This window comes from Lacipirellula parvula (assembly GCF_009177095.1).
In the GTDB taxonomy this organism is placed as follows: Bacteria; Planctomycetota; Planctomycetia; order Pirellulales; family Lacipirellulaceae; genus Lacipirellula; species Lacipirellula parvula.
The window spans coordinates 4,837,980-4,862,796 of record NZ_AP021861.1; the positions used below are offsets into that span (position 1 = coordinate 4,837,980).

At 59.9% G+C, this 24,817-nt stretch carries 25 protein-coding genes; 20 read left to right on the forward strand and 5 right to left on the reverse strand.

The window, feature by feature from the left end; translation table 11 throughout:
• Positions 1 to 73 precede the first annotated feature (73 nt).
• The 3 genes from PLANPX_RS18930 (at position 74) to PLANPX_RS18940 (ending at position 3,901) form a co-directional block, all read left to right on the forward strand.
• Positions 74 to 724, forward strand: a complete 651-nt coding sequence (locus PLANPX_RS18930) for a phosphatase PAP2 family protein (protein WP_152100244.1) — start codon at positions 74 to 76, stop codon at positions 722 to 724.
• 182 nt (positions 725 to 906) lie between these two features.
• A complete protein-coding gene (locus PLANPX_RS18935) occupies positions 907 to 1,767 on the forward strand; it encodes a hypothetical protein (RefSeq protein WP_152100245.1) in 861 nt (286 codons plus the stop codon).
• Between the two features lie 106 nt (positions 1,768 to 1,873).
• Positions 1,874 to 3,901, forward strand: coding sequence for an amino acid transporter (locus PLANPX_RS18940; protein WP_152100246.1), 2,028 nt, complete (start codon positions 1,874 to 1,876; stop codon positions 3,899 to 3,901).
• Here the strand turns inward: PLANPX_RS18940 and PLANPX_RS18945 are convergent.
• A complete protein-coding gene (locus PLANPX_RS18945; RefSeq protein ID WP_172992177.1) occupies positions 3,898 to 5,790 on the reverse strand; it encodes a peroxidase family protein in 1,893 nt (630 codons plus the stop codon). The two genes, PLANPX_RS18940 and PLANPX_RS18945, sit on opposite strands and share 4 nt — an antisense overlap.
• A gap of 455 nt (positions 5,791 to 6,245) precedes the next feature.
• Here PLANPX_RS18945 and PLANPX_RS18950 point away from each other — a divergent pair, with 455 nt between their 5' ends.
• Entirely contained in the window at positions 6,246 to 7,169 is a 924-nt protein-coding gene (locus tag PLANPX_RS18950) for an endonuclease/exonuclease/phosphatase family protein (RefSeq protein ID WP_172992178.1), read from the forward strand.
• On the opposite strand, the gene PLANPX_RS18955 is transcribed toward PLANPX_RS18950, so the two are convergent.
• Complete coding sequence (locus PLANPX_RS18955) at positions 7,124 to 7,801, reverse strand: hypothetical protein (RefSeq protein WP_152100249.1); 678 nt, start codon at positions 7,799 to 7,801, stop codon at positions 7,124 to 7,126. The two genes, PLANPX_RS18950 and PLANPX_RS18955, sit on opposite strands and share 46 nt — an antisense overlap.
• A 77-nt stretch (positions 7,802 to 7,878) precedes the next feature.
• Between PLANPX_RS18955 and PLANPX_RS18960 the strand changes: the two genes are divergently transcribed.
• From PLANPX_RS18960 to PLANPX_RS27480, 15 genes are all read left to right on the forward strand, one after another.
• Positions 7,879 to 8,766 (forward strand): hypothetical protein, encoded by an 888-nt coding sequence (locus PLANPX_RS18960; protein ID WP_152100250.1) that lies wholly within the window; start codon positions 7,879 to 7,881, stop codon positions 8,764 to 8,766.
• Positions 8,767 to 8,900: 134 nt separating this feature from the next.
• Entirely contained in the window at positions 8,901 to 9,089 is a 189-nt protein-coding gene (locus tag PLANPX_RS18965; RefSeq protein WP_152100251.1) for a hypothetical protein, read from the forward strand.
• An 11-nt stretch (positions 9,090 to 9,100) separates the two neighbouring features.
• Complete coding sequence (locus PLANPX_RS18970; RefSeq protein ID WP_152100252.1) at positions 9,101 to 11,392, forward strand: bifunctional DNA primase/polymerase; 2,292 nt, start codon at positions 9,101 to 9,103, stop codon at positions 11,390 to 11,392.
• Between the two features lie 486 nt (positions 11,393 to 11,878).
• Positions 11,879 to 12,157, forward strand: a complete 279-nt coding sequence (locus tag PLANPX_RS18975; RefSeq protein WP_152100253.1) for a hypothetical protein — start codon at positions 11,879 to 11,881, stop codon at positions 12,155 to 12,157.
• Positions 12,147 to 12,419, forward strand: coding sequence for a hypothetical protein (locus PLANPX_RS18980; protein WP_152100254.1), 273 nt, complete (start codon positions 12,147 to 12,149; stop codon positions 12,417 to 12,419). Before PLANPX_RS18975 ends, PLANPX_RS18980 begins: the two co-directional genes overlap by 11 nt.
• On the forward strand, positions 12,409 to 13,062 hold the full coding sequence (locus PLANPX_RS18985) for a hypothetical protein (protein ID WP_152100255.1): 654 nt from the start codon (positions 12,409 to 12,411) through the stop codon (positions 13,060 to 13,062). Before PLANPX_RS18980 ends, PLANPX_RS18985 begins: the two co-directional genes overlap by 11 nt.
• Complete coding sequence (locus PLANPX_RS18990) at positions 13,059 to 13,781, forward strand: hypothetical protein (protein ID WP_152100256.1); 723 nt, start codon at positions 13,059 to 13,061, stop codon at positions 13,779 to 13,781. Before PLANPX_RS18985 ends, PLANPX_RS18990 begins: the two co-directional genes overlap by 4 nt.
• 25 nt (positions 13,782 to 13,806) lie before the next feature.
• Positions 13,807 to 14,580, forward strand: a complete 774-nt coding sequence (locus PLANPX_RS18995) for a hypothetical protein (protein ID WP_152100257.1) — start codon at positions 13,807 to 13,809, stop codon at positions 14,578 to 14,580.
• A 57-nt stretch (positions 14,581 to 14,637) separates the two neighbouring features.
• Positions 14,638 to 16,263 carry a hypothetical protein gene (locus PLANPX_RS19000; protein WP_152100258.1) on the forward strand — a complete coding sequence of 542 codons (1,626 nt, stop codon included), beginning with the start codon at positions 14,638 to 14,640 and terminating at the stop codon, positions 16,261 to 16,263.
• Between the two features lie 24 nt (positions 16,264 to 16,287).
• Positions 16,288 to 16,434: a hypothetical protein gene (locus PLANPX_RS27475; RefSeq protein WP_172992179.1), complete on the forward strand. Its 147-nt coding sequence runs from the start codon at positions 16,288 to 16,290 to the stop codon at positions 16,432 to 16,434.
• Positions 16,435 to 16,446: 12 nt separating this feature from the next.
• The gene (locus PLANPX_RS28285) at positions 16,447 to 16,578 is read left to right on the forward strand and encodes a hypothetical protein (protein ID WP_261344402.1); all 132 of its coding nucleotides are present in this window, start codon (positions 16,447 to 16,449) and stop codon (positions 16,576 to 16,578) included.
• A gap of 243 nt (positions 16,579 to 16,821) precedes the next feature.
• On the forward strand, positions 16,822 to 16,950 hold the full coding sequence (locus PLANPX_RS28290) for a hypothetical protein (protein WP_261344404.1): 129 nt from the start codon (positions 16,822 to 16,824) through the stop codon (positions 16,948 to 16,950).
• A gap of 132 nt (positions 16,951 to 17,082) precedes the next feature.
• Positions 17,083 to 18,834, forward strand: a complete 1,752-nt coding sequence (locus PLANPX_RS19005) for an ammonium transporter (RefSeq protein ID WP_198421765.1) — start codon at positions 17,083 to 17,085, stop codon at positions 18,832 to 18,834.
• A gap of 145 nt (positions 18,835 to 18,979) precedes the next feature.
• Positions 18,980 to 19,318 carry a P-II family nitrogen regulator gene (locus PLANPX_RS19010; RefSeq protein WP_152100259.1) on the forward strand — a complete coding sequence of 113 codons (339 nt, stop codon included), beginning with the start codon at positions 18,980 to 18,982 and terminating at the stop codon, positions 19,316 to 19,318.
• Between the two features lie 1,716 nt (positions 19,319 to 21,034).
• On the forward strand, positions 21,035 to 21,181 hold the full coding sequence (locus tag PLANPX_RS27480) for a hypothetical protein (protein WP_172992180.1): 147 nt from the start codon (positions 21,035 to 21,037) through the stop codon (positions 21,179 to 21,181).
• A gap of 697 nt (positions 21,182 to 21,878) precedes the next feature.
• Here PLANPX_RS27480 and PLANPX_RS27485 read toward each other — a convergent pair.
• Both PLANPX_RS27485 and PLANPX_RS19020 read right to left on the reverse strand, forming a co-directional pair.
• Positions 21,879 to 22,052, reverse strand: a complete 174-nt coding sequence (locus PLANPX_RS27485; RefSeq protein ID WP_172992181.1) for a hypothetical protein — start codon at positions 22,050 to 22,052, stop codon at positions 21,879 to 21,881.
• Between the two features lie 101 nt (positions 22,053 to 22,153).
• Positions 22,154 to 22,783 (reverse strand): hypothetical protein, encoded by a 630-nt coding sequence (locus PLANPX_RS19020; protein ID WP_152100261.1) that lies wholly within the window; start codon positions 22,781 to 22,783, stop codon positions 22,154 to 22,156.
• Between the two features lie 520 nt (positions 22,784 to 23,303).
• On the opposite strand from PLANPX_RS19020, the gene PLANPX_RS19025 reads away from it, so the two are divergent.
• Entirely contained in the window at positions 23,304 to 24,140 is an 837-nt protein-coding gene (locus PLANPX_RS19025) for a hypothetical protein (RefSeq protein WP_152100262.1), read from the forward strand.
• Between the two features lie 36 nt (positions 24,141 to 24,176).
• Here the strand turns inward: PLANPX_RS19025 and PLANPX_RS19030 are convergent, their stop codons facing one another.
• On the reverse strand, positions 24,177 to 24,809 hold the full coding sequence (locus tag PLANPX_RS19030; protein ID WP_152100263.1) for a hypothetical protein: 633 nt from the start codon (positions 24,807 to 24,809) through the stop codon (positions 24,177 to 24,179).
• Positions 24,810 to 24,817 lie beyond the last annotated feature (8 nt).

Here is a 24,817-nt window from a genome sequence, read left to right on the forward strand (position 1 = left end):
CCTGCCAAGAATATGGTAATCTCCTGCAGGCGACTGGGCCTAGCCGCTAAAGATCTCATGCTCCATGTAAAAAATGAACGCTCCGAATCCATATCGTAGCTTACTCGCCCGCACGGCCGTCGCGCTGGCGGTCTGCATTCCACTGGTAGTTGTCTGCTATTTCTTCGTCGACAAACCGGTCGCGTTCTTCGTCCACGATCATGGCATCCCGCAGACGCCGACCATCAAGTGGCTCACCGAGCCGCCGCCGCTCGTGCAAGGCTGGGCCCCGTTGTTGGTAGCAATCATGCTCGCTGCGTGGGCATGGTGCACGCCTAGCTTGTGGCAACGAACGCTGGTAATCGCGTGCCTGAGCCTCATTGTCGCCGATCAGTGTCGCGAATCTCTCGGCGACGTCTGCGGTCGTTACTGGCCCGAGACGTGGCACGACAACAATCCATCGCTCATCGGCACTGGCGCCTACGGTTTTCATCCGTTCAAAACGGGCGACGACATCGGCAGCTTTCCATCAGGCCATGCATCGCGCATCGCTGGCTTCGCGGGTGTGTTTTGGATCGTCTATCCGCGGCGTCGTTGGCTGTGTCTGGTTGTCGCCGCGCCGATGGCGCTCAGCCTGATTGCGATGAACTACCACTTCGTCGGCGATGTGATCGCCGGCAGCTTCCTAGGCGGGATTGTCGCCACGTACGCAGCCACGCTGGCCAAGCTAGATACGAAAAGCTAAACGAATGCATCTCGTTGTCGCTCAATGATTTCGCGTTATTGAGACAACGCGCAACTCGCTAAAATCGCGGCGGAACGGACGCATTCGTCCAATCGTAGTGGACATCTCTAGGAGCGCGCTGCGGATATGATAAAATGATGCCCAGTGTCACTTTTTTAACGTGTTTTTTATAGGAGTGTTCCGTGAGCCAAGAAACTGGTTCGGACAGCGACAGTGAAGACCATAGTATGGGCGGCGTCTTGGGCCACGAGCCGGGGACGCCGCGGAAGCGAATCGTCGGGCCGGCGTTCAAGGCCGTCTTTCAATTCGCGAAGTTCATGATCACGCTGCCGATCATCCTCGTGCGTGGACGCCGAGGGAAAATTGAGGAAGTGACCGTTTACTCGGCGCATCCTAGCTTCTTCTTGTGGCTGCTAATTGCAGTCGGCTTTGCGTCGAGCGCCGTCGTCGCTCGATATCCGCAAGAGGCGGGCCTTTTCGGCTGGGTCTATGTCTGGGTATTGCTCTACTTTCTCGTGACGCTGATGTATGACGTCAGCGCCCGCAAGTTGGGCTTCTGGACGTTGATCTTTGCCCTGCTTTGGCTCGGTTCGAAGTATGTCGAACATATCAAGAATGTCGCGGTACTTGGCTCGGTGTTTGAATATCTGGCGGATCTTAAGCCGGAATTCGACGTCGGCACGGCGACGGCGCTGAGTTGGTTATTGCTCCTGCCGTGGATCGGTTCGCTGCTCCACATGGCCCTCAACGGCCGCAAGCGGTTCACGCCTAATGAAATCGGCGAGTTCCACTTTGGCGAGGGTAGCGAATTGACCGACCGGACGGGGCTCCGCTTCCGGACGCGCTATCGCGACGTACTGGAAACGATGCTGACGTTCGGCGGCGGCGACCTCATCGCCGTCGACAACCATCAGAACGTCATCAAGCGCTGGGACAACATCGTAGGGCTCTACTTCATCTGGAAAGATCTCGATCGCGTGCTCCATCAGCGCGCGGCGGTGGTCGATCTGGGGGATGATAACGCTGCGAGCGAGCAACGCTAGACTACCGTTGCCTCGCCTGTTGTTCGCTTCTACTTTTGTCGTTGCAAACTTAGGGGGCCGCTGCTGTCTGGCAATCCAGCTGCAGCGGCCCTGATGAATGAATCAAATGAATTCGAGCACCGCCCCGTCGCGGGCTCATGCCTGGCCGTTAGTTCTGTGCCTAGTCGGCGTCGACTATTTCAGCACGCTCGCCTACCTGCCGTCGATGGCGGTTGAAGCCGCCGGCTCGCTCGCGCCGATCGCCGCCGCCGGCGTCGTCCTGGTGACGTTCGTGCTGGCGCTGCCGATTTACTGGTACGTCGTGGGGCGCTCATCAGATGGTCGTGGCGCCACCGGCCTGCTCGAAGATCTCACGCCCGGCTGGCGCGGCAAGATGATCGTGCTGACGCTGCTCGGCTTCGCCGCGGCCGACTTCGTCATCACCCGCAGTTTGTCGCTCGCTGATGCGGCGATTCACCTGATTCACAACCCGCATGGCCAGCGCTTGCTGGAGCGGTTGCCGCAAACCTTCTTGGGCGAGGATCCGGCCTCATGGTCGTGGTGGGAACGCGCGGCCTCGCTCGTGATGGCACCGCAAGTGGCCGTCACGCTGGGGCTGTCGATCGTCTCGTTCGGCCTGTGGCAGTTGATCAAGAACGGTCTTTCACGGCGCATGCTGTGGACAACCGCAGTTGCGACCGTGCTCTACCTTGGGCTTGTGGCAATCGTCGTCGTTAGCGGCATCGTTTATCTTGGCCGTCATCCGGAGATTATCAGCGATGAGCTTGCCGTGCTGCGGTTCGACGACGGCGACGCTGCTGCGAGCGTTTCGCTCGGTTGGCGTTGGGAGTGGGTGCAAATCATTCTCTGGTCGTTTCCGCAGATGGCTCTCGGCCTCAGTGGATTCGAAATGCTGATGACCGTCGCGCCGCAAGTCGCCGGCAATGCCAACGACTCTCCGAAGCATCCTCGCGGACGGATTCGCAACACGCGCAAGCTAATGCTGACCGCGGCGATCATCATGTCGGTCTATCTCGTCAGCGCGGTGACAGTCACCTCGATGCTTGCTCCGCGCAGCGCGCTCGCACCGGGCGGCGCTGCGGAGCATCGCGCACTCGCCTATCTCGCTCATGGTTCGCCATTGGCCAACGGCGAGCCTGGCAGCGCACTCAATCCGCTGTTCAGTCACGATTTCGGCGATCTGTTCGATCTTTCTACTGCGTTCGTGCTCTGCCTCGCGGGGATCAGCGTCACGTTAGGGCTGAAGAACCTGCTGCCGCACTATCTTCATCGCCTCGGGATGGAAATCGGCTGGGCCGGCAAGGTCGGAGCGATCCTCCACCTCCTGAACGTCATCATTCTCGTCGTGACGGTCGTGTTTCACGCGAGCCCCGCCTCGCTGCAGTGGGCCTACGCCACGAGCGTGCTGGTGCTACTCGCCGGGGCGGCGATCGCAGCGTCGCGCGATCTCTTCAGCCGCCGGCCCCGCACCATCCGTCGGGTTGCGGGCGGCTCGGCCGCGGCGATCGGCGCGGGGCTGTTTCTTGCTCTCACCGGCATCACCTTGCTGATCAATCACTCAGGCATCACCATCGCGTTGGCGTTTGTGACGGCGATCGTCCTCAGTTCGTTTATCTCGCGCTGGATTCGCAGCACGGAGTTGCGGTTCGAGGGATTCGACTTCGCGAACGAACACTCGCAAACCCGTTGGCGTGAACTCTCGAAGCGCGGCCCTCGTGTGCTGGCGCCGCACCGACCCGGGCTGATGTCACTCGCGGATCGCCGCCACGCGTTACTCCGCGACTATCGCCTGGCGGCCGACGAAGCGGTGCTGTTCGTTGAAGTGACCCTCGGCGATCCGAGCGACTTCTACCAACGGCCGCTCATGCGCGTCGAGTGTGAAGAGAACGTCGAAGTGCTACGGGTCTCGCACTGCGTGAGCGTCGCTCACGTGTTGGCCGCGATTTGCCTGGAGATGTGCGACGACGAAACGCCGCCGCCGGAGATTGTCTTCGGCTGGTCGAACGAGGCACCCCTCGCCGCCAACTTGAACTTTCTGTTGCTCGGCGAGGGCAACGTTCCGTGGATGGTGCGAGAACTAGTCCTCAACGCGGGGTTGCCCGCGCATCGCCAACCACGAATCCTCATTGGCTAGGCGACTCGGCGGGAAACTGCGCGACGAGTCACGCCGACCAGGGCAGTAGCGCCAAGAATCGCGAGGCCAATCGCAGTCGGCTCCGGCACTGCCGCGGCCGTTGGCGTCGCGGAACTCTTGCCGTAGTTGCGTTGCCATTCGAGGAAGTCGGCGCCCGTCATCGATCCGTTGGCAAACCCTGTCTTCCACACGGCAAGATCGGCCGCGTTGACGGCGCCGTCATTGTTGAAGTCGCCGGCAATCGGATTCGCGGGCGAAGGAATTCCCGCGAAGAACAAATTGCTCGAAATGTTGGTGAGGCCCGTGTTCAGTTTGATGATGTCGGCGAGCTTGATCGTGTTCAAATTGATAATCGACGCGATGTCGGCGTTCAGCACGCCGCCTGTGTAGAGCCCATTGTAGTCGCCGGTGTAAAAGAATCGATCGCCGTCGCGCGACCGCGTGAACTGATCTTTGAAGATCTCGGTCATTAACGGGCCAAGGCTGGTGCCGGCGATATGATTTTCCGCCAGAGCGCCCACCAGAGCGTCAACGTTATTAATGTTGTTGCCATACAACGTCCTGATTGCATTCCGATTCGCGGTCGTCGTATCCATTGCGTTAAAGTTGGCAAGCGACGGCAAAAAATACGCGGCTCGCAGTTCGTTGTAATCGACGATGCCGTGATCGCGTCCGCGCTGGATATCCACCGCCGCGAGGTCGGTGCCGCCCGCGCCGGGCGGGCCGAACATGACATTCCGGACCGAGTCGTTGAACAGCAAATCGATCTCCTGCGACTTCTGCAGCGACGCTCCCATCAGCACTTTGTCGACCATCGTCGGGTCGTTCGTGATCAGCGCTGGATTAAAAAATGCGTTAGCGAAGGCGACGTTGGCGACTGTTTGGCTGTTATTGTCCGCCAGCAGCAGCGAACTGCCGACCGTGCTATGCCCGAACCGAAACACCGCGCTCGAGAACGAGTTCGTAACCGTTCCGTCCTTCGAGGCGTTGTAAACGAAGTCTTGCGGCTTGGGAGCGGCCGTCCCCATCAGAGCAGGCAGAAACTCTTTGTAGGTAATTGCCTGCACCTCGGCGCCGACGATCTTTCGCGCGAGGTTGTATTGTTCCTGGGCGTTTAGGCTTGGCTTCTGCGCCGCGATAATATCGACCAAGCGATTGTGCTCGCGGGCGAATACAGTCTGCAGCGACGTAAGCAGCGAGTTTTCGTTGGCGCGAATATCACCGGCGACGAACAGCTGGCTCGCGGGCGTCGGGCCATTGTTTTGGTTTGTCAGTCCCGTCGTATTGTATGGGAGGAGATTATTGGCGCTCGTCTGCAGTTTGGCGCCCGATCCGTTGTTGGTTCTCAGCGCCTTCGCACGAGCGTCGTCCGAGCCGTAGATTTGCGACCCGTCGATCCAAGAAGTCACTTCATTGACCTGTTCGCGACCGCCGTTGATCACGTACTTCGAGCGATTGAAGGCGATCGGGTTCGGACCAAGCGGATCGTTGGGGTCGAGGATATCGATATTCGCGACGCCGTTCACCGACGAGTTAAGCGTCAGCCCCATGTCATGATCGAGGAATTGTCCCCATCCCATGATGTAGTTGCTCAGCCCGCGGACGCTCGGCGTGTCGGCCGTTTGCTTAAAGATGGTGTTCGAGATCGTACGCGCATTGGGACGCACCGGCGGCATGATCATCGCGCCGCCTGCGGTGGCGTAGTCCGTCAAATAGTTGACGCGAATGATTTGAGAGCCGGCTGAACCGCGCTGCCAATCGCTGAAGTGGTTGTACGTTCCATTAATAAACCGATCATGCGTTTGGGCGCAGGCGACGCTGCACTGAGCGCTGATCGCCGCCGCAAGCAGAGCTGACAGGGCGAGCCGCTGGAAAGCAAGATGCAACACTTCAAAGTTCCGCGTCAAAGGTGCGAAGCAGGCTTGGCTGGAGAGGCATTGCGGGGCGTACTCTGAGCCCCCCGCGACGAGAGAACCTCTTGGCGACCAACTTTCAGTCTAGTTGTCCTCGCCGATCGAACAACGAAAATGACGCCGACCCGTTGCTTCCGAAGGACCGATTGTAGGGGCTGTGCCTCGACAGAGGCGGCAATACAGCCGCATTCACAGCTTTTCGCGGAGATTGGCGGGGTCGGCCGATGGACAGGAGCGCCGCGCGCCGCCCAGGCATGGATGGTAGCTCATTTGGGGATTGCCGCACCTTCTCGGCGGCCAAGGGGTGGCAATCGGCAGGTTTGCTGATGAAATGGGAGGACCGTCCTGTTCGAAAGGTTCGAATCTCAGCACCTCAAGCGTCGTCGCAGCGCCCCAACTCACTCACTTGTGTCCTAGCATCGCCTCAAACCATGTCTACCAGTTCCGCTTTCAATCGCACTTCGCTTCTCTTCGCAGCAAGCCTACTTGCCGTCGTCTTCAGCTCGTCCCAAGTGGCGGGCGCCGATGCGGTTGGCTCGGCAAGCAGCGTGAGGTTAAAAATATTGAGCTGCAATGTTCGCGTCCCGCAACCTGAAGACGAACAGGCAGGCGACGGCTGGGAAGCGCGGCGGCAACTATGCGGCGACGTCATTGTCGCCCAACGCGCCGACGTTGTGTGCCTGCAGGAAGCGCGCGGTTATCAAGTCGACGAACTGAAGCGTCGGTTACCAGACTTCGACTCGACCGGCATGTCGCTGCCCGTGCGAGAGGTAGTGCAGAACAATGCGATTATGTATTCCCGCAAACGATTCGAGCTTATCTCCTCGGGCGGCTTTTGGTTTTCTGAGCAACCCCATGTTGCCGGCAGTTTTGGCTGGGACACGAAGTCCCCTCGTCACGCCAACTGGGCGCGTCTCCGAGATCGCGACAACAGCGCCGAGTTCATTGTTTGGAACACTCACTTCGACCACATCGGCCAACAGGCGCGCGAAGAGCAGGCCCGCATGGTGATTGAAGCGTCGGCAGCGTTCGATCCGGTTGGCATTCCACAGGTCCTTACTGGCGACATGAATGCAAAAGCCTCGAACCGTGCCATCGAAGTTCTGAAGGAGGGCGGGTGGCACGACACCTACGCCGCGCTCCACGGCCCCCGAGACCCTGGCTTTACGTTCCATGGATTCAAGGGCGAAGCCCGAAAGGCCAAAGGGGGCGGCGGCAAGATCGACTGGATCTTTACCCGCGGCGACATCAAACCTCTTAACGCGGAGATCATTCGCGACGGTCGCGACGGGAGGTACCCCAGCGATCACTACTTTCTGTCGGCCACGCTCGAACTGCCGATAAACGCTAAGTAGAAGCGACAATCAGTCCACCCTAACGCGCCGCATCGCCCCCAACGTCGACAGCGGCGAATGATCGCGAGCGCGAACGCCGCGAGCACCGCTGCCGCAGGCTCAGGAACAGTCGTACTCGCATTGTCGCTTCCCGTGTACGCCCGCTGCCACGCCAGAAAGTCGGCGCCGTCGACGACGCCGTTGCCGTTCGCGTCCCCAGGCGACAGCTTGCCAAATCCGCTCTTCCACTGGGCAAGATCCGCGGCGTCGACGTCGCCGTCATGGTCGAAGTCGGCGGGACTCACAGGCGCCGTCGCGACAACGGTGAGCGCGAGCGTGTCGACGCTTCGCGTAGCTGACCACGCGCGATCGCTCGGTAGCGCGGGCAGGTTCATCGCGTCGAACGACGTGAGTCCGCCGGTCGCTTTGAGAATCGGAAATTTATCGCCGATTGCTGGGACGAATCCCCCCACCAGCGAGACGTCGAGCGTTCCGCCGAGCGTCGCCGCTCCGAACACCAGCAATTGGTCGAACTGGGCGTGCAACGGGCTAGAATTATCGACGCCGCCGAGTTCGATCGACAGCGTTCCCCCCGGCTGCTGCACATAGCCCGTGATTCCTGCAATTCGGCGGGAAATTTGAAGGGCGAGCACAAAAGCGGCGCACGATGCGGCGCACGACGGGGCAGGGCGGCTCCGGTAGAATGAATCTTCGCCGAGTTTGGGACCTCATGAATCCCACAGGCCGCCATCCGTTTCGGGACCACACCCCCGGGCGGTTGGCGGCCGGCTCGGCTCTTTTTGCAAAGGTGTGGTTTTTCATGCACGACTTCCATCGTCTGCTCGCGTTCACGCGGGCGGCGGAAAACTGCTATGGATTGGCTCGTCAAATTGTTGACGGCTACAGCGACGCTCCCGAGTTCTCGCGATTTTTGAGCGTTGAGGGCCGTCCATACTGCCAGCCCACCGCCAACTGGCAGGCTAGATCTCACATGGACGGCGCCGAGAAAGACTTCGCGGCACTTGAAGACGCTGTTCGCGAGTGGGATGGGGCGGCCAGGGTGGCTGTGGACTACGTTCAGAAGGCAGCTTCAAACCAACACTTCCCGGTCATTAGCGTGCTGGGTTCCTCTTGTGCGTCGGCCCACGAAGCGGCGCGTCAATTCGCCCAGGCAGTCCGCGGGGTGTTCTCCAAGGTCGCAGGCGACGGCGACATTGAGCAAGCGTTCGATCTTGCTCGACTGCTCGTGGAGTTCCGCACCGTGCCGGATTTCAGCGCATTCATCGCTCGGGAGAGCTTGGCAGCCGAAGACCTTACACCTGCGTTGCCGGACGATGAGGAGCCCGATGAGGTTGAAGTTGTCGAGCCGCTAGAAGCGGACCCCGCAGCTGTCTACTTCCCTCGGGAACTTCACGAAGAAATGGGCGTTTCCGCTCCGACGTGGAACACCGCCGCCCGTGGGGCTGGTGTGACGCCGTGTCGTCGCGGGCAGCGCGATCATCGGTATACGAAGGCTGAACGCTTGGCGGTGCTGAAGTATTTTGCGGACAACAGCCCGACTCTGGCCAATAAAAAACGAGCCCAGGAACTGCTGGAAATCGAAAAGAAATCAAAATGAAATCGAAAGATAGAGAAGAAATCGAAAGCCAGTTTTCTTAGATTCTGCGGTCTGTTTTGCGGCGGTAGCATTCGCCCATGCAAGCCAACGACGACGCGTTTGTCGTCACGGCAATTCACGCATGGAGCGAATCAATGCAAAAGACTGCCACGCCCCCACCGGCACCGTCACCGTACCGGACGAAGGCGGAAGCTGCGGAATACATCCGCTGCTCAGTCCGCACTCTCGACCGCCTGGACCTCCCCCGCATCAAACGCGGAGGCCGGGTTCTCTTCCACATCAAGTCGCTTGACGCGGCGATGTTGGCCCTCGAATCGAAGTAAGGGGCCGACTGATGCAGGAAGCAACGATCAATGGTCACGACGTTCTCGACGACCTCTTAGAAGAGGGCGAACGGCTGATTGCCCGCGGGTGGCGAATCATCCCCTGCAACGGCAAGATTCCCTGCGACTACCGCGGCGAGCCGGCGAAGGGATGGAACAAGCTGCCGGCGACGGTCGAACGGCTGCGAATCGGCCTCAAGGCGGCAAGCGATCCTGGCATCGGGCTCGTCATGGGCGCCGACTCCAAGAAGATCGACATGGAAGTCGACGACGACAGCGAGATCAAAGCCCGCGACCACCTTTGGCGAGATGTTGAACGCCCCGTGACGCTGGCGTTTCAATCGAAGCGAGGCCGCCACGATATTTACGCCTTCGATCCGCGGCTGGCGTCGATTCCGTTTGAGGTCTTGGAGTATAGCGACGGCGACGGCAACAAGTTCAAGATTCGACTGGGCACGAACGACGGAGGCGCCCAATCGGTAATCCCGCCGACAGCGCCGCGGGCTTGGATCGAAGGACTTGGCCCCGACGATGTCGACGCCGCGCTGCTCCCTGATGTCGTCGTACTGCGCTTGCTCGCGTGTGCAGAGGCTAAAAAGCCGAAACAGACTCGCTCGCGACCAACGGGAGTTGGTATCCGTCATGACGCCCTCGACGCAGTCCGCAAGTCGACGACGAACATGGAGGACGGCGGCGACGGCAGCAAGCGATTGTTTACGGCGGCTTGCCGGTCGGTCGAGCTCAACTGCAGCGACATCGAAGCGGTTGCGACCATCAACGCCTACGCGGCCGAACGTCCGTTCCCCAAGGGATTCACTGATGCCGAAATCCTGCAGCGAATCCGTGATGCCGAGGGGGTGGTGCAGCGCGGCGAAGCGTTGGCGATTCGCAACTACGAAGAGGTGGAGATCGAAGAAGAAGGCGAAACCAAAGTTATTAAAGTACCGTCCCCAATTGGGGATGTAGTGGCTGCGGCGAAGTTCGTCACGGGCAACTGGCCTCGCCGTAGCGGTGGCACGCTGTTCGTCGACGACAGCCATGGCCTGGCATTCCTCGAGAAGAATCCGACGCCAGCGCTGTTTGGATTCCTCCGCAGCCGCTGCAACAACGTTGATTGGTACTCTAGCGGCAGGTTTTGCACGCAATCGGAGTTCGCGAGCGAGTTCACCCGCACGGCTACCACCTATGACTCGATCGAGAACACGCCGCACGAACCGGCGCGGCCCGCCACGTACTACCGCTGCGACGTTCCGCCCGCTGGCGATGGGCGATATCTCCGCAAGTTCCTCGACCTGTTTAGGCCCGAGACAACGATCGATCGCGACCTGATCCAAGCGGCGGCCATGTCGCTGCTGTGGGGCGGACCGTTCGGCGCAACGCCAGCCTTCGCGGTCACTTCCGACCACGGAAGAGGCGTCGGCAAAACGAGCATGGTGCAATTGCTCACGCGAATCGTCGGCGGGTCGATCGACGTTTCGGCGAACGAGGATGGCGACAAGTTGACGACGCGGCTGCTGACTCCCGCGGCTCGCACCAAGCGAGCGGCCCTATGGGACAACATCAAGTCGATGAAGTTGTCGTCGGAGAAGATCGAAGCACTCATCACGGCGCCAGAGATCAGCGGGAGGCAGTTGTACGTCGGCGAAGGCACGCGGCCGAACAATTTAGTTTGGTTCCTGACGCTCAACGCTCCAAGCATGAGCACGGACTTAGCGCAGCGGAGCATCCCAATCAAGTTGGTTCGCGGCGACAACTCAGGCCCGTGGCTCGAGAACGCCAATCGGTTCGTTGACGACAACCGCCAACGCCTTATCGGCGACATCATCGGCGCGCTGCGGGCCGAGCCATTCCCGCTTAGGACGTTTGGCCGCTGGGCGGCATGGGAGCAAGCGATCGTTTCCCGCCTCCCTGAACCGGGCGAAGCACAGCAAGTGATCGCGGAACGGCAAGCAGCGATCAACACCGACCTAGACGAGTCGGAGATCGTCGAAGAGTTCTTCTGCGACCAACTCGCGAAGCTCGGCTACGACGTGCAGCAAGAATCAATCCGCATCCCCTCAGCCGTCGCCGCTCGGTGGTATGGCTGGGCGATCAATGAGCCAGTGCGGTCGACGGTGGCGTCGAAGCGGATGCACCAACTTTCCGCCGAGGGGCAGATGAAGCGGTTGGCGCCAGAGCCGGGGCGGTCGCATGGCCGTTGCTACGTCTGGACCGGCCCAGCTGCGAATGTGTTTTACGCAAACATCGCAAATGACCTACTTCACCGGATTTCAGCCAATCGGGCGGACACTCAGGACGGGTAGGACGGCAGTTCAACACTGTATCCCATACGCGAGAGCTTTTTCTAATTCAGTCTCTATATGTCCAGGGGGACACAATGCAAAACTCCCGTCCTACCCGTCCTCGTTGTCCTCGTGACGAGTCAGTCGCCGATCGCATTTCAGCCCTACTGGCGAGGTGTGAGGGTGTGCGTCTCGCCCGCGACCTGCCCACCACGTTCGATGCCAAAGGCGAGGCAGCAGCGAGGCGGATCGCCGAGGCTGAGGCTGGACGGACTCTCTGTAAAACGTGTCCGATGCAAGCGGTGCGACCGGGGTAGGGATGGACGGAAGGACCCTGGTCAAATTTTGACCAGCTTTTCCAGGGTCCTTCCGGCCAGTTTCTGAGCCGGACGCAGCTTGCATCGAAGGCACTTTACACATAGTCCGTCCGACCCCGAACGAACCGTTTTAGCCCCGCAGGAGCCACCAGATGCCCCACAACACACGATCATCCTCGACACGAACCGAATGCTACGTAACATCGCCGACGCAGCAGCGCGCCAGCACGGCGCTGCAGTCGAACGCTCCAAATTCTTCCGAGAGCAGGAACGAACGAGCGCGTTAGCTGAAGCCCAGTGGGTTCGCCGCCGCGTGGCTTCGTTCGCGGCAATGGTGCTCACGCCGTCGCAGGCGAAGCGGCATCAGCAGGCCCTCGTCGAAATGGGCGCCGATGGCCTCGTCGAGCTCACCCCGTCGCACGTCCGCGTGACCGACAAGGGCCGGGAGCAACTGACCAATGCCGGTTGATTGGACCAACGTGCCGACGGTCGAGATCCCGCCCCCGCCGAAGGCATACTGCCCGGCGTGCCAGAGCGGCGACTTCACGATCGTTCGCTCAATGGGCGACCAGGGCGACGGCAGCGTGTTCCGTCGTTGCGTGTGCCGCAGCTGCAGCGCGCCGTTTCTCGTCGTCGTTGATCCGATGCTTGCCAGTGACTGGCAGGATCAAGTGGACACCTCGGTAGAGTACCAACATCACCCGAACCGCGAAGGTAACAATGTTCGCTGAACTCCACCAAATGGCCGCCACGATCTACCCGGAAGCGAATCCGAACATCGTCGCGCAGCCCGACGCGTGGCCGACGCCCATTCACTGCTCGGCGTACTGCGTGCCGACGATTACCGCGACGATGCGGGAATACCTGCAGAGCGCCGGAGCGTGGACAGAACCACGCCCGCTGATCGTCATGGTCGACCCGACCGACGACTCCGCGGCGTCGCGCGGCATCTTCATTCACGAACTTGCCCACATTCCGGGCGATTTGGAGCAACCTGCAGAAACGCCGATCACTGCCGATCGCAGGTTTCGACAGGACGCCGAGTTCGCCTATCTCGCGCTCACCCCGATCATCACCGACGAACCACCATGGGCCGGACACGACGCGGCCTTCATCCGCCGAGCATTGCACCTGCACCATCGCGCTGTTGGCCACGGCTGGGCGCTCGGCGTGCGTGACCTGTCGATCGCAGGTCTCCGCTACGGATTAAGTTCCGCATTCGACTACTGGCTCGCGATTGGCGACGAGCCGCTTCGCTGTGAATCGATGCTACTCGCCGAGATTGAACAACTTCCACCACCTGCGGACTTTGCCTCGCTATGGGAGCGCGACCAAGCCGCCTACTACACCCATGCTCGAAAGGAAAACGCATGAGCACCGCTGTCTTTGACCAATTGGAACAACTGAAGGCGCAACGCCTGGAGGCGTTCGAAGAACTCGCCGTGAGGCTCGCCGCCGACGAGGAAGTCGACGTGGCCACGATCGAACAGGTTTGTCGCGAAGCCGATCGAGAGCCAAGTTCGCTTCGCTCGCTCGTGACCAAGTTGGCGGAGCGACGACGACTCCGTGAAGAGCACAAGCGTCTGCCGGCCGTGATCGCGCAACGTGAAGCCCTGCAGGCTAAGATCGACGAGGCAAACGCCGAACTCGAGGCTGCGGTTCAGCGGCATCAGGTTGCCTGCCATCCGCTGCAATGGGAGCAGCGACAGCTCCTAGACGACATGATTCGCCTGGAGCAGATTCCCGCCAAGCTGGGCGTGGAATGCCCGCTGCAGCATCTTCACCGGCGCCAGAGCTCGCTGCAACGTCGTCAGCAGTCGCTTGAGCGAGCGGTGAACGATGCGGAATACACGCTCCGCGGTCACCAATCGACGCTGGCCAACGCTGCACGCGAACGGAATCGAAACATTCCAACGCCCTGGCTTCATTCCGATGCGCCGCCTGAAGCGTCGGAGATCGAGAGCAATGACCCGCTCCGTGATTTGAAGCTGGCTGTCGTGCATGCGGCGGCGATGTTAGCGAAGGCGCGCAAGGCGAGTTCCGAGGCAGCGGCCGAAGCGTCACGCACTTGGGATGAGATGGTTAACTACTAGCCCTGCGGGGCGGAAAGGAATTCACGTGTCAGGAAGATTTCTCTACTTCGTCGGCGGCGATCAGCGACCGGTCGATTTTGAGAAGCTCGCCAAGTGGCAATTGAGCTTCGCGATCGAAACGTCGATCGAGAACCGGCCTGTGAGCACGGGGCCGAGTGGCGGGGCCGGCAACGTGTTCATGGAGGATGCGCCGGGCGTTGACGCTGGGTATTATCCTGACGACCAGACATGGTCGAAGATGCCCGCCGTCGAAGGCCGCCCCGAGCTGTGGATCGGCTACTGGAACGATCGCAAGCCGACGCCGCAAACGCTCAAGCGTGCCAAGCTTCTCCGCGGCCCGGTGCTCACGCTCGCTGACGGCAACGAGTGGCAAGTGCCGATCGTCCGCCGCTACGACGGGGCCGCGCAGCAGTGGCAATGCGAGTTGCCGGCGTACCTCGCCTTCGATGGCACCGGGAAGGTCGGCCCCGGACGCCCGCTGGCGAAGTACGCCCACCTCTGGGATGCGACCGCCACGATCGCAGAACTCCAGTTCGCCAAAGACGCCGGCGACGAAGCCCGTGAGCCGACGCAAGATGAGTTGTTGGCGGCGGTGTCGGCGCTGATGGGGGCGAACTACCGCGTCAGCCTGCCGGAGCTGATCGCCCTGGAAGCCCTCGAAGAGACTCACTTAGCGCTGATCGTCATGGTCGCGGTCCGCTACGAGTCGCTGGTGAACTGGCTGACGACGGTTCAAAAAAAAAGCAGCGACCTACCGACCCTGAGTGGTGCGACTTCATCCGATGGCGAAGCGGCCTAGCCCCGAACTACCAACCGACCTGGGCCGATCTCAAGGGCCTCGCACTGGAGCTTTAACATGTCAGCGAAATTCACCATCTCCGGCGACTCATCGTCCGCTGTCAAAGCCGTCGGCGATCTCAATAAGGCGCTCGACGCCGCCGAGGAGACCGCGCAAGGCGCCACGAAGGCGACGACGAAGATGATCAACGAGGCTTCTCGAATCAAGGAGAGCCTAGACCCGCAGCTCAAGTACAACAACGCCGTCGAGAAAATGGCGGCGTTGGTGAAGTCGGGCGCGCTGAGCCACGACGAAGCGGCCCGCAAGGTCGCGCAGTACCGCAAGCGACTCGACGAAGCCGGCAAATCCGGCGACGACGCATTCGGCGCGAAGGCGTTGTCGTCGCTCAAGAGCTTCGCGGGCGGTGTGCTGTCGGCCACGGCGATCGTCTCCGAACTTCGTTCTCAGCTCGAAGCGGTCAATCGCGAGAATGAAAAAGCGGCGCAAGCCAAGCTGGGGGCGGCCGACGCCGAGGCGGCATTACGGGAGAGCACGTCTAAAGACCCGAAGCGGAATTGGATCGTTGCTCAGGCGAAGCAGATTGCGCAAGACCGGAAGATGAGCGAAGCGGGCATCTACCAGATGGTGGAAACCGCTTACGCCGCCGGTGGTGATCCTGATCTTGCTATTAACTCTGTTCGCGAGGCGACGAAGCAGAGCCGGAACATCGAACGCGCCACGGCGACCGCTGGCGGCATCGGCGATATCTACAACTCGACGAACATCAAGGACGTTGAGGAAGCGGCCGGCTACTTGGCGATCACGCAGGCTACCAGCCGCATCAAGGGCGAGAAGGTCGCCAAGAGCATCGCCGGCACGGCCAGCAGTTACACGTCGCAAGGTGGCAGCGAAGCCGCAGCGGCTGCGGTCCTCTCCGCGTTGTCCGTCGCTGGCGCCGACGCCGAGGGCGACATCTCCCGATCGGCTGCGATCGGCCTGCAGACCAAGTCCCGGGACTGGTTCGCAAAGAACGGCAAGAACTTCGGCCTCACGGACGCGAGCCAGTACGACATCATCGACGAGCGCATCGCACTGCTGCAGTCGAATCCCGAGATGGCGAAGCAGTTTCTCGGCAGCACGAAGTTCGAAGCCGCGAGCGAAGGCGCCATCGCCAAGCTGCTGCAGGATAAGGGGACGATCGACCTGTATCGAAACGCCTATACCGCCAACGACGAAGCCAGCGAGCGCATCGCCGCTGCTCGCGATCGCGCCAAGTTCGTTGGCGAGGGGCCGCTGCAAAACTACGCGATGACCGAGCAGGCGATTCAGAACGAGATGGACCAGATGCGCATCAGCGGCGACGCCGCCTTGAGTGAGGAACGTCGCAACGATGTGTTCGAATTGAGTCGACGACTCGAGGGCAACGGTCGCGGTCACGCCAGCTGGCTCAAGTTCATGGCAGAGACCGGCCCGACGCTCAGCAACGACGAAGCGATCGATCAGTTGAAGAAGGGCATGGCGATGCAAGATTGGCGCACAGGCGGCATGGATGCCATGCGTGAGAGCGGATCGCCAGCAGCCATGGGTGAAGTCGCGCGTCGCGAAACTGCCGAACGATTGTTGGCGGAACTTGAGAAGCAGACGCAGGCGCTCCAGGCAATCCAAACGAAGCAGAACTCACGAGTCAGTGCTCAGCAAGAGTAGTCACCAACCCCAAGGAGTTTGAAAATGATCTTCACCGTAACCGTTAGTTCCGATGTCTCGGTCTCGCTCTTCGACAATCCCGAGTACTTGATGACGGCGCGGCAGATTGCGCGCGACCCGCGGTGCGCCATCAAGGGCGTTGTCTGCGAAGTCGGCGAGCCGGATGGCTAACCCTACCAAGTCGTGTTCTCGATCGAGGCGCCAAGCTACGACGAGGTTGGTTTGGTGATTCGCGCCGCCATCGAGGGGAACCTCGGATCGGTTCACCGGTCGGTCAACGACCTGGCCGGGCAGGCAGCGCTGGCTGCGACGTGAATGCAGTCGAACGATCCATCGCCGGAACAGATCGAAGCCGCGACGGCCCAGATCCGCGCGACGAGCCCGCGGTGGGGGCGCCGGAAGTAGAAGCTGACGAGTTGGGCGAATAGCCTGGCTGTTCTTTGACAATTCGAATTGGCCCGCGTCGCGTGAGTAGCGTCCCGGCGCGGGCGGTGCGAATCTATTGCGCAACTCCTGCGCATAAAGATTGCATATAACTCTGACAAAATTGAAATGCTTATGAAGCAGGTGCTGGAACCGGCCATTACTGAGTTTGCGGCATACCGGTTGCTATCACCGGTCGACGGCCGTACTGGCAACTCCATGATCCACTCCATGGCGCAAGCGAATGAAGCCATGACGGTCTGAACGTGACCGTTTCTATTGCCTCGGCTTTTTTACCAGTCTCCGAAAAATTCTCTTACTTAGGGCACTGGATTTCACGAACCGCCAGCCAACATCAGCTGGTATGGGCATCCTCTCGTTTTGGAGTCTTGCAGAATGTCAATGACGCATTGCAGTTTCAACTGGGGTGGGCTCAGGCTGCGACGATTGTCCGTCGCGCTATTCGTCCTCGGCGCGATTGTCGCAACTCCGTTGGTTGCGATATCGCAAGAAAGTGAGGAACCGCCCGCACCCTCAGTTGAAACTGAAGTGGCAGTCGAGGAAACCGAGGTCGCCTCGCCAACGTACCTTGCGCCAGCTGCGGAGGGCGGCGCCTGGCCGGATGCTGGCGGGGGCGCTGCTGGGTACTGGACAACTCCAGGAGCGGGGCCGGTTGGCGACGGCGCCCCGGCAGAGATGACGCCGGATAAGCTTTACGATCGAATTTCACACAACTTGTTTTCGATCAACGTAGTATGGGTGATCATGGCGGGATGCTTGGTCATGTTCATGCAAGCCGGATTCATGATGGTGGAGACCGGTTTGTGTCGCGCGAAGAACTCAGCGCACACATCTGCTATGAATCTAATGATCTACCCGCTCGGATGCCTCGCATTCTGGGCTTACGGCTTTGGGATTGGTTGGGGCAATTGGTGGAACGCTCCAGTAGCCCCCGGGTGGTACTCCCCAATTGGACCGGGGACCGTTGCACTCGACAGTGGGTTCTCAATTACAACTGGCGAAGGCGATGCGGCGAAGAGCTTCGGAATTTGCGGCACCGAAGGATTCTTTCTCTCGGGAATGGATGACGTCAGCATCATGACGCTGTTTTTCTTCATGATGGTGTTCATGGACACGACGGCAACGATTCCAACTGGAACTCTTGCGGAGAGATGGGCTTGGAAGAACTTTGTGCTGTTCGGCCTTTGGGTCGCGCTTCCTTACTGTCTTTACGCTCATTGGGTGTGGGGCGGAGGATGGCTGGCTCAGTCCGGTAAGAACTGGGGATTAGGTCATGGTGCAGTGGATTTTGCCGGGTCGGGTGTTGTCCATTCGATGGGCGGAATCATCGCGCTGGTTGGTGGGATAATCATCGGCCCGCGGATTGGAAAATACGTCGATGGAAAGCCGCGCGCTATCCCAGGCCACAACATTCCGATGGTAGTCGCAGGAACGTTTGTGCTTGCGTTCGGGTGGTTCGGTTTTAACGCCGGTTCCACTTTATCTGGAACGGATTTAAGGCTAGCCACCGTCGTCGTGAACACCATGCTGGCAAGCGTAGCCGGTGCGATCTCGTGCATGTTCTACATGATGCTGCGAGGCCTGAAACCAGATCCGTCAATGATTTGCAACGGCATGTTGGCGGGGTTAGTTGCAGTGACAGCTCCTTGCGCGTTCATCGATAGTTGGGCGGCTGTCGTCATCGGCGGTATCGCGGGCGTCCTTGTGGTGATCAGCGTGTTCTTTTGGGATCGCATGGGTATCGACGACCCGGTCGGCGCGATTTCTGTTCACGGCGTGAACGGCCTGTGGGGCGTCTTATCGCTCGGACTCTTTGCCAATGGCAAATATGGGATGGGATGGAATGGCGTCGTTAGAGAGAAGTGGGATTCAACACTCGATTCTGATGGCGTCCTGACTGACGGAGTCAGAGGACTGTTTTACGGCGATTCCTCCCAACTCATGGCTCAAGCGCTGAGTGCGGTGACTGTTGTGGTATTTGGCGGTGTGATGGCCTACGTGTGGTTCAAGGTGAGTAACTTGATTACTCCGCTGCGTGTCCCGCACGATGTTGAGGTTGGCGGTCTCGATATACCTGAGATGGGAGCGATGGGCTATCCAGATTTCATGCCATCTCCTAACGCGTAGTGATTCGGATGAGTAGTTTGACCAATGCTCGCTTTCGGCCCTCGTAGGGCTGGAAAGGATGCCCATCGGCCTGGGCAGTAGCGACACTCTGCCCGGGCCGTGGGTTTTGATATTGCAATGTCATTAGCCCACCGGTGTTAAGCATATGAAGAAAATTGAAGCAATTGTTCGCCATCATAAGGCAGATGATGTAAAAGCGGCTCTAGTTGCCGCAGGACTTCAGGGCATGACCGTCAGTGAAGTTCGCGGCTTCGGCCGTCAACGAGGCAAGACGGAAACCTACAGAGGCGCCGAATACACGGTTGACTTTGTCCCGAAAGTGAAAATCGAAATTGTTGTCGACGATTCACTTTTGCAAAGCGCACTGACGGCAATAGTCAGCTCAGCCAAAACTGGGCAAGTTGGCGATGGTAAAATTTTCGTATCGGCGCTATTGGATGTGATTCGGGTCCGCACCGGCGAGAGTGGGATAACCGCCATTTGAATTGCAGAGTTGCCTTCCTCTCCCACCCGCCTCGGCGGCGGTTAGAATGGGCGGCATGATCCGACAGAAACGCCAAATTTCACTGCGGCCGCTGCTCATCTCGGCAGGTGTTGCGATAGTGGTTGGATTCGCTGTCGGCAGCGTGCTAATCGGCTGGTTTGCAGGTTTGAGCGTGGCAATCCTTTTCGGCCTGCGAGACGAGGACCCGCCCAGTAGCGACTTACCTCAGCGGCACTAATCCGCCCCGGAATCCGGCGGCTAGGTCTGCTTTCGCTGGGGAGCAGCGGGAGTAGAATGTGGGGTATGGGCATCGTCGAGCGACTAATGATTGAGGCCGCGGCAAAACACCCCCGGGGGCTTACCGAAGAGGAGGCATTGGACGCGATCGTTCCTCCCGACGCCCCAACGCTACGATACCTACCAGCGTACAAGCATTGCTTCAAGCGACTCGAGCGGCGCGGAATGTTGGAATGGATACCCGCAATTAGAAACCCCGCACGCTACAGCCCGTCGACAAGGGCCCTGGAGGAACTCGCTCAACTCTCTTCGAAGCCTGACGCTGGATCAAACGACACAGCCACCTAGGTTTCGCCCCGCCCGTCGCCAGCGGGCGTAAGAGGTGGCATTGCAACGGCGACTCTCCAATCGCTAATCTTTCAGGTAGTTGTGTAGATTTAGAGAGTTTCAAACGGAGCGACGCTTTGCTATGGATGGCTTCCCTCCCGCCTTGCTAGCAGCGTTTTCGGTTAGCGAAGGCGAGGCAATTCGCAGCTGGTGGGCGACTCTCGGTGACGTTGACCGCGACCGCATTATCGAACTCTGGGATGAACGCCTAGAGGTCTGTTTCTTTGCGCCGCAAGCGGACGAAGCAGGGAGGGCGGATGAGTGGTCTCAATTGCCGGAAGTTGAGGGCGGCCGCTTTGTGCCGCACGATGACAGCGGGGCTCGCGAGTGGGGGCCAGGATATTTTGAGTACTTGCTCCAGCATCCTGAATTTGTCATCACATACGAACCTGAGCTGCACAAGCTTTATCCAACCTGCACTCAACACGCTGTGGCGAGAGCCTGCGTGACTTCTGGCTCGGTGCCGGTCCAATTTTCATGCCCAGTTAACATGCATGATTGTCCCCTGCTTCGACTACGTGGCGGCCGGCTAACGCGTGCTAAGGTGAATTGAGCTATGCCGCTTCGCGATAGTAGTAAATGCGTCGCCCATAACCGGCGCAGAAAACGGCAGTCACGAATCGCACATCTTGCGGCCAGCGGCGGGGTAGGGAACTAGGCGGGGGCAGAAATTCTGAGATTCCACGATTACAATTCGCGAATGGCACCATCTCTTATTGTCATCGCGACTCTGATAGTCTTAATCATCTTCGTCTCACTCACGCAGGGGCCTGAAGCCGGTTTAGGAATTAGCGTTCTTGTCGCAGTGGTGGGGGCCATTGTCCTGCCACTGACTTCTCGCCTGCGTAGCCGCTCGATGCGTAACCTTCGACGCGTCACGCTGTTGATTTGGGCACTGACGCTTTACTGTTGGTATCAAGCGGGTGTTAAAGAAGACGTTAGGTTGGGGATGTTGACCCTTCTAGGCCTTATCGTTGCCGGTGTGCTGACCGTCGCCTACTGGTCGGGACGGTCGGACGGGAATGACTCCGTGTAACTGAGCAATGCCGGGTTAGTTTGCGGCCGGAGAGCGGGAGCGGTAGAGTGGCGGGCATGATTGGCGACGACTGGATCACCGGCTGGATAATTGACGGCTTGGCGAAGCGATTCGGCAAGGGGACCGTGGCCGGCTGGATTACGATCGTGGCGATGTTGGTAGCGGTTGTTGCCATCGCTTGCTTCGCTGCCGGCATTACCTGAGGCACATCCGTTCCCTTGCGGCCTTTCTTTCGCCCCGCCCGTTGCCAGCGGGTATAGTGGGCGGCATGAAGCGACCTTTCCGATACAGCTTAGAGTCTTTGCTGTACGCGACGGTGCTGCTCGCAGTGTTGTTGACGCTGATTCATTTGGCGTGGTCCGCCTTCAAAGCAACAGCCGACTGCTAGAACAACCCACCCATTGCCTCAACCTCCAGCGACCCATCCGTCAGCGGCCGCATCAACTCGAGGCGGGCAGCGGCCGGCGGGGCTACATGTGGCCGGGGTTCTCTGCGGTGCGTTCCGGCATTGTGACGACAAAAGCTTCGATCGGAAGTGCCGCGGGGACGTTGCGACTTGGGTTGAAGCAGACGTGCGTATGTATTTTGCGACGATTCGCTTCCAATAAAAAGTCAACGCAGCTTGTGGCGCTCATGGGGAATGGCTGCCATTCGACACCAAGACTTCGACTCTCAATGTATTCGCCACACAGCTGGGTCGATGAGAAGAGCAGGACTGCGTTGCTACCCGCCGGCGGTGGCTCAAGCGGTCCGGACGCAGGGTGCGTTAGTGGCATAGAAAAGAATGCCGCTCGCCCTGGTTCGTCGCCGAGGGCAGCGATGGCAAGGTATTCTTGAAGTGGAATGTTCATGCCGCCCAATCTCGCCCCTCCCCATGCAATTTGCAAGCGTTGGGGATCGCTATTGCAGGAGAAGCCGGAACGCCCCGAGTAAGACCGCCACGCCCGTCGTGATCATGACAAGAAGCCTTAAGCTCACTCGGTCCCACTTCGCTCCCATCGCCACGCACACCACGGCGACCTGACCGGCGAGCACGATCGCGAGCATCAAGCCGACAGCGACTAAAGTTCTCATGGCTTTGATTGTAATCGACTGAGAAACGGACCTCGCCAGCGCCACGCTCGTGCGTCTCCGCCGCTCCGCCCGACCGTCGAGTCGCGAAACGCGGGAAGCTGCTAGCGGGGCAGCAGGCGGCTTGAGAGGCGGATGGGCATCGCCAGCCCCGCAACGGCTGCCACAACTAACGCCCAAGAATGTGGCTCGGGTACAACTTCAATCTCGAAGCCGATATTGTTACGCACGCCTAACACCTGTCTCGCAACAGGTGGCGAACCGATCCACAGATTACTCCCACTCGCACCAATACTCGGGTTGCCAAATAGGACAACTTCGATGTTGTGCTCTTGATGAAATGCTACGCCCAGCTTGGAGTTTGGGGGTAAACGGATATTCAGCGGGCGTAAGTCAACAGATTCTATCAACTTGACTTCCCCGTGCGGCATCGGGGTAGAACTGCTGACTTGAATGCGGCCGAGCGAAGGGCCGTTGGGCAGCCCCGTTGCACCGTCAAACAGGTGGAATTCGATGCTTGTAGTGTAACTCCGACTGCCGACTATATTTTGCTGACCGTAGAAACGGAAACGCGATAGCGTGCCGCCGCCGACGATTTGAGCGTCGTCCCACCATACTGCACTTCCTACCACCCAATGTTGGCTGGCCGTTAAAGCGGAGTAGACCGTTGCCGCTTTCGACAGTGAGCACTGCCACAACAATAGCGCTAAGAAAAGAGCCAGTTTCAGTTTCATTATCAAGCCTTCCTGATGCCCCTGGCCAGTTTCAATATAGCTAATCGCCCGAATCGCACCACAGACTGAAGCGTTGATATTCCTCAGCTGCTTCTATTGCAAAAACTCGGCACTCGGGCACAATGGCGAGCGTCGTTTCCCTAGTTGCACCGCGTAACTGGGGGAGAGGGCGACCTGGGCCTGAATAACCCAGCGATCCACAGTTGGCCTGTTGGCTGACTGAGCACAAGCGTCCGGCGCCGCATTGCGCTGGTAGTTGGTGAGACAATCTGATGAACGCCACATCTGACCTGAGGCCCGCGCGCGAAGGTCGCCTATCAAGCTATGAACCCGGTAGCGGGGGAGCAAGACGGCGACGGGGACTTGTGCCCTTATTCACTTCGTTCGCGGGCCTCAGGTCATTTAGAAGCGAGCGTTGGATTGTCAGACTGGCGCCCCAGCCACGGGGGCGTCGGCCCCACCTGGGGCACCTCTCTTCGCTACGGCATTTGCCGCGCTCGCCATGGAAGGTTCTCTTGTCATGGCTACGATCACCAAGCCCCGTCGCGCCGCCGAGTACATCCCGACTCCCGAGCAGATCGCCGAAGCCTGTGCTGAAATCCATCAGCGTCGGCTAGCGGCGTTTGATGACGATTCGCCGGTAGATGAAAAGAAGCTTAAGGCGCGATTGAGATCGCGTCGGCGACTTGCTGCCACGAAAGCCGCCGCCAACCTCGAACTGCAGCAGACCGACGAAACCGTCACCGAACCGGCGGACCTCGACGAGCACCGCGACCCGCGGCAAGTCGAGCAGTGGATTCCCGTGCCGACGGTGGATGAGCCGAAGTCGATCGGCCGGCAACCTGCAGCACAGCGGCATCGCAACGAGTTCTACACGCGGTTCTTTCCGAACTGGGCGAAGCTGACGACGCGGCACGAACGCGCTGCCCGCAACGAAGCGCTACAACGGCGCCGTGAGCGGCCATACCACGGCCCGCAGACCGTGCCGACGTGGACGATCGAAGCATCATTCGGCGATCGCACGGCCCGCCAACGGATCGACGACGAACTGCAGGCCCTGGGCGTCATCCGAGGCGCCGCCGCGGAGATTGCGACGATGCCGTGCTATCTCGCACTGCAACGCCGCATCCTCGCTCGCTACCTCTGGGGCATGAAGCGCGAAGGCCGCAAGGTTCCACGCAACCGGCCGACCAACTGGGGCTTCAAGCTGGCTAACCAGCTGATGCAGGAGATCGAAGAGGGCGAGCCGATCGACCTCGACGACTGCTGCCCGGCGGCTGTGCAGCGTGTGGCTGCTGACGCGTGCCGTGTTCGCGTGAAGCGGGATGTGATTCCGTTTCGGGCAAAGCGGCGCTAAGCGAATGAGGCGACCCGTCGCGGGCAGGCGGCGGGGTTATTTGCGGCGGCGGAGGACCGCGAGGGCGACAAGTGAGCTGACGGCGAGTGTGCAGGTCGTTGGCTCAGGCACCGCCACCGCGGATGCGTCTACGACTGTGGCAAGAATTGCGCCGACGCCTTGGGTGACGAATCTCATCGAGGGCCAGGTCGCGTCCTCGAAATCGAAGGGTTTGGGATAGAACGGATGTTGGCCATCGAAGAAAGTGCTTGCGAAGTGTGGCAACAGAATTGAAGACTCGACCGTCTGCCCGCCAATCTGGAATCGCATGACCGGAAAATGGAGTGCATCACCCAAGCCCGGTGAGTCGTTGTCGATGATCCACGTTAGGCTTGGCGAGGGAACGAACGACGCGGCGTAAGTGCCATCTGCCGCAGCGGAACCACTAACCGTCAATGAGGCGACAGTGTTTGTGTTGATCGGCCAAAACGTCCCTGAAGGACTTGAGGCGATTGGCGCTGTGGCCGCTGCGTCCCACGTCAGGTTGAGTTGTAATTGGGCGTTAGCTAGTAGATATCCCGGTGCCTGGGGAGTGGCCACCAGATCGATTTTGTAGTGCAAAGGCGCAGCCTGAATCGACGACGCGAGCAATCCAACGACGGCCATCAAAGCCAATCCCAGTCTTTCCATGCGCCTCT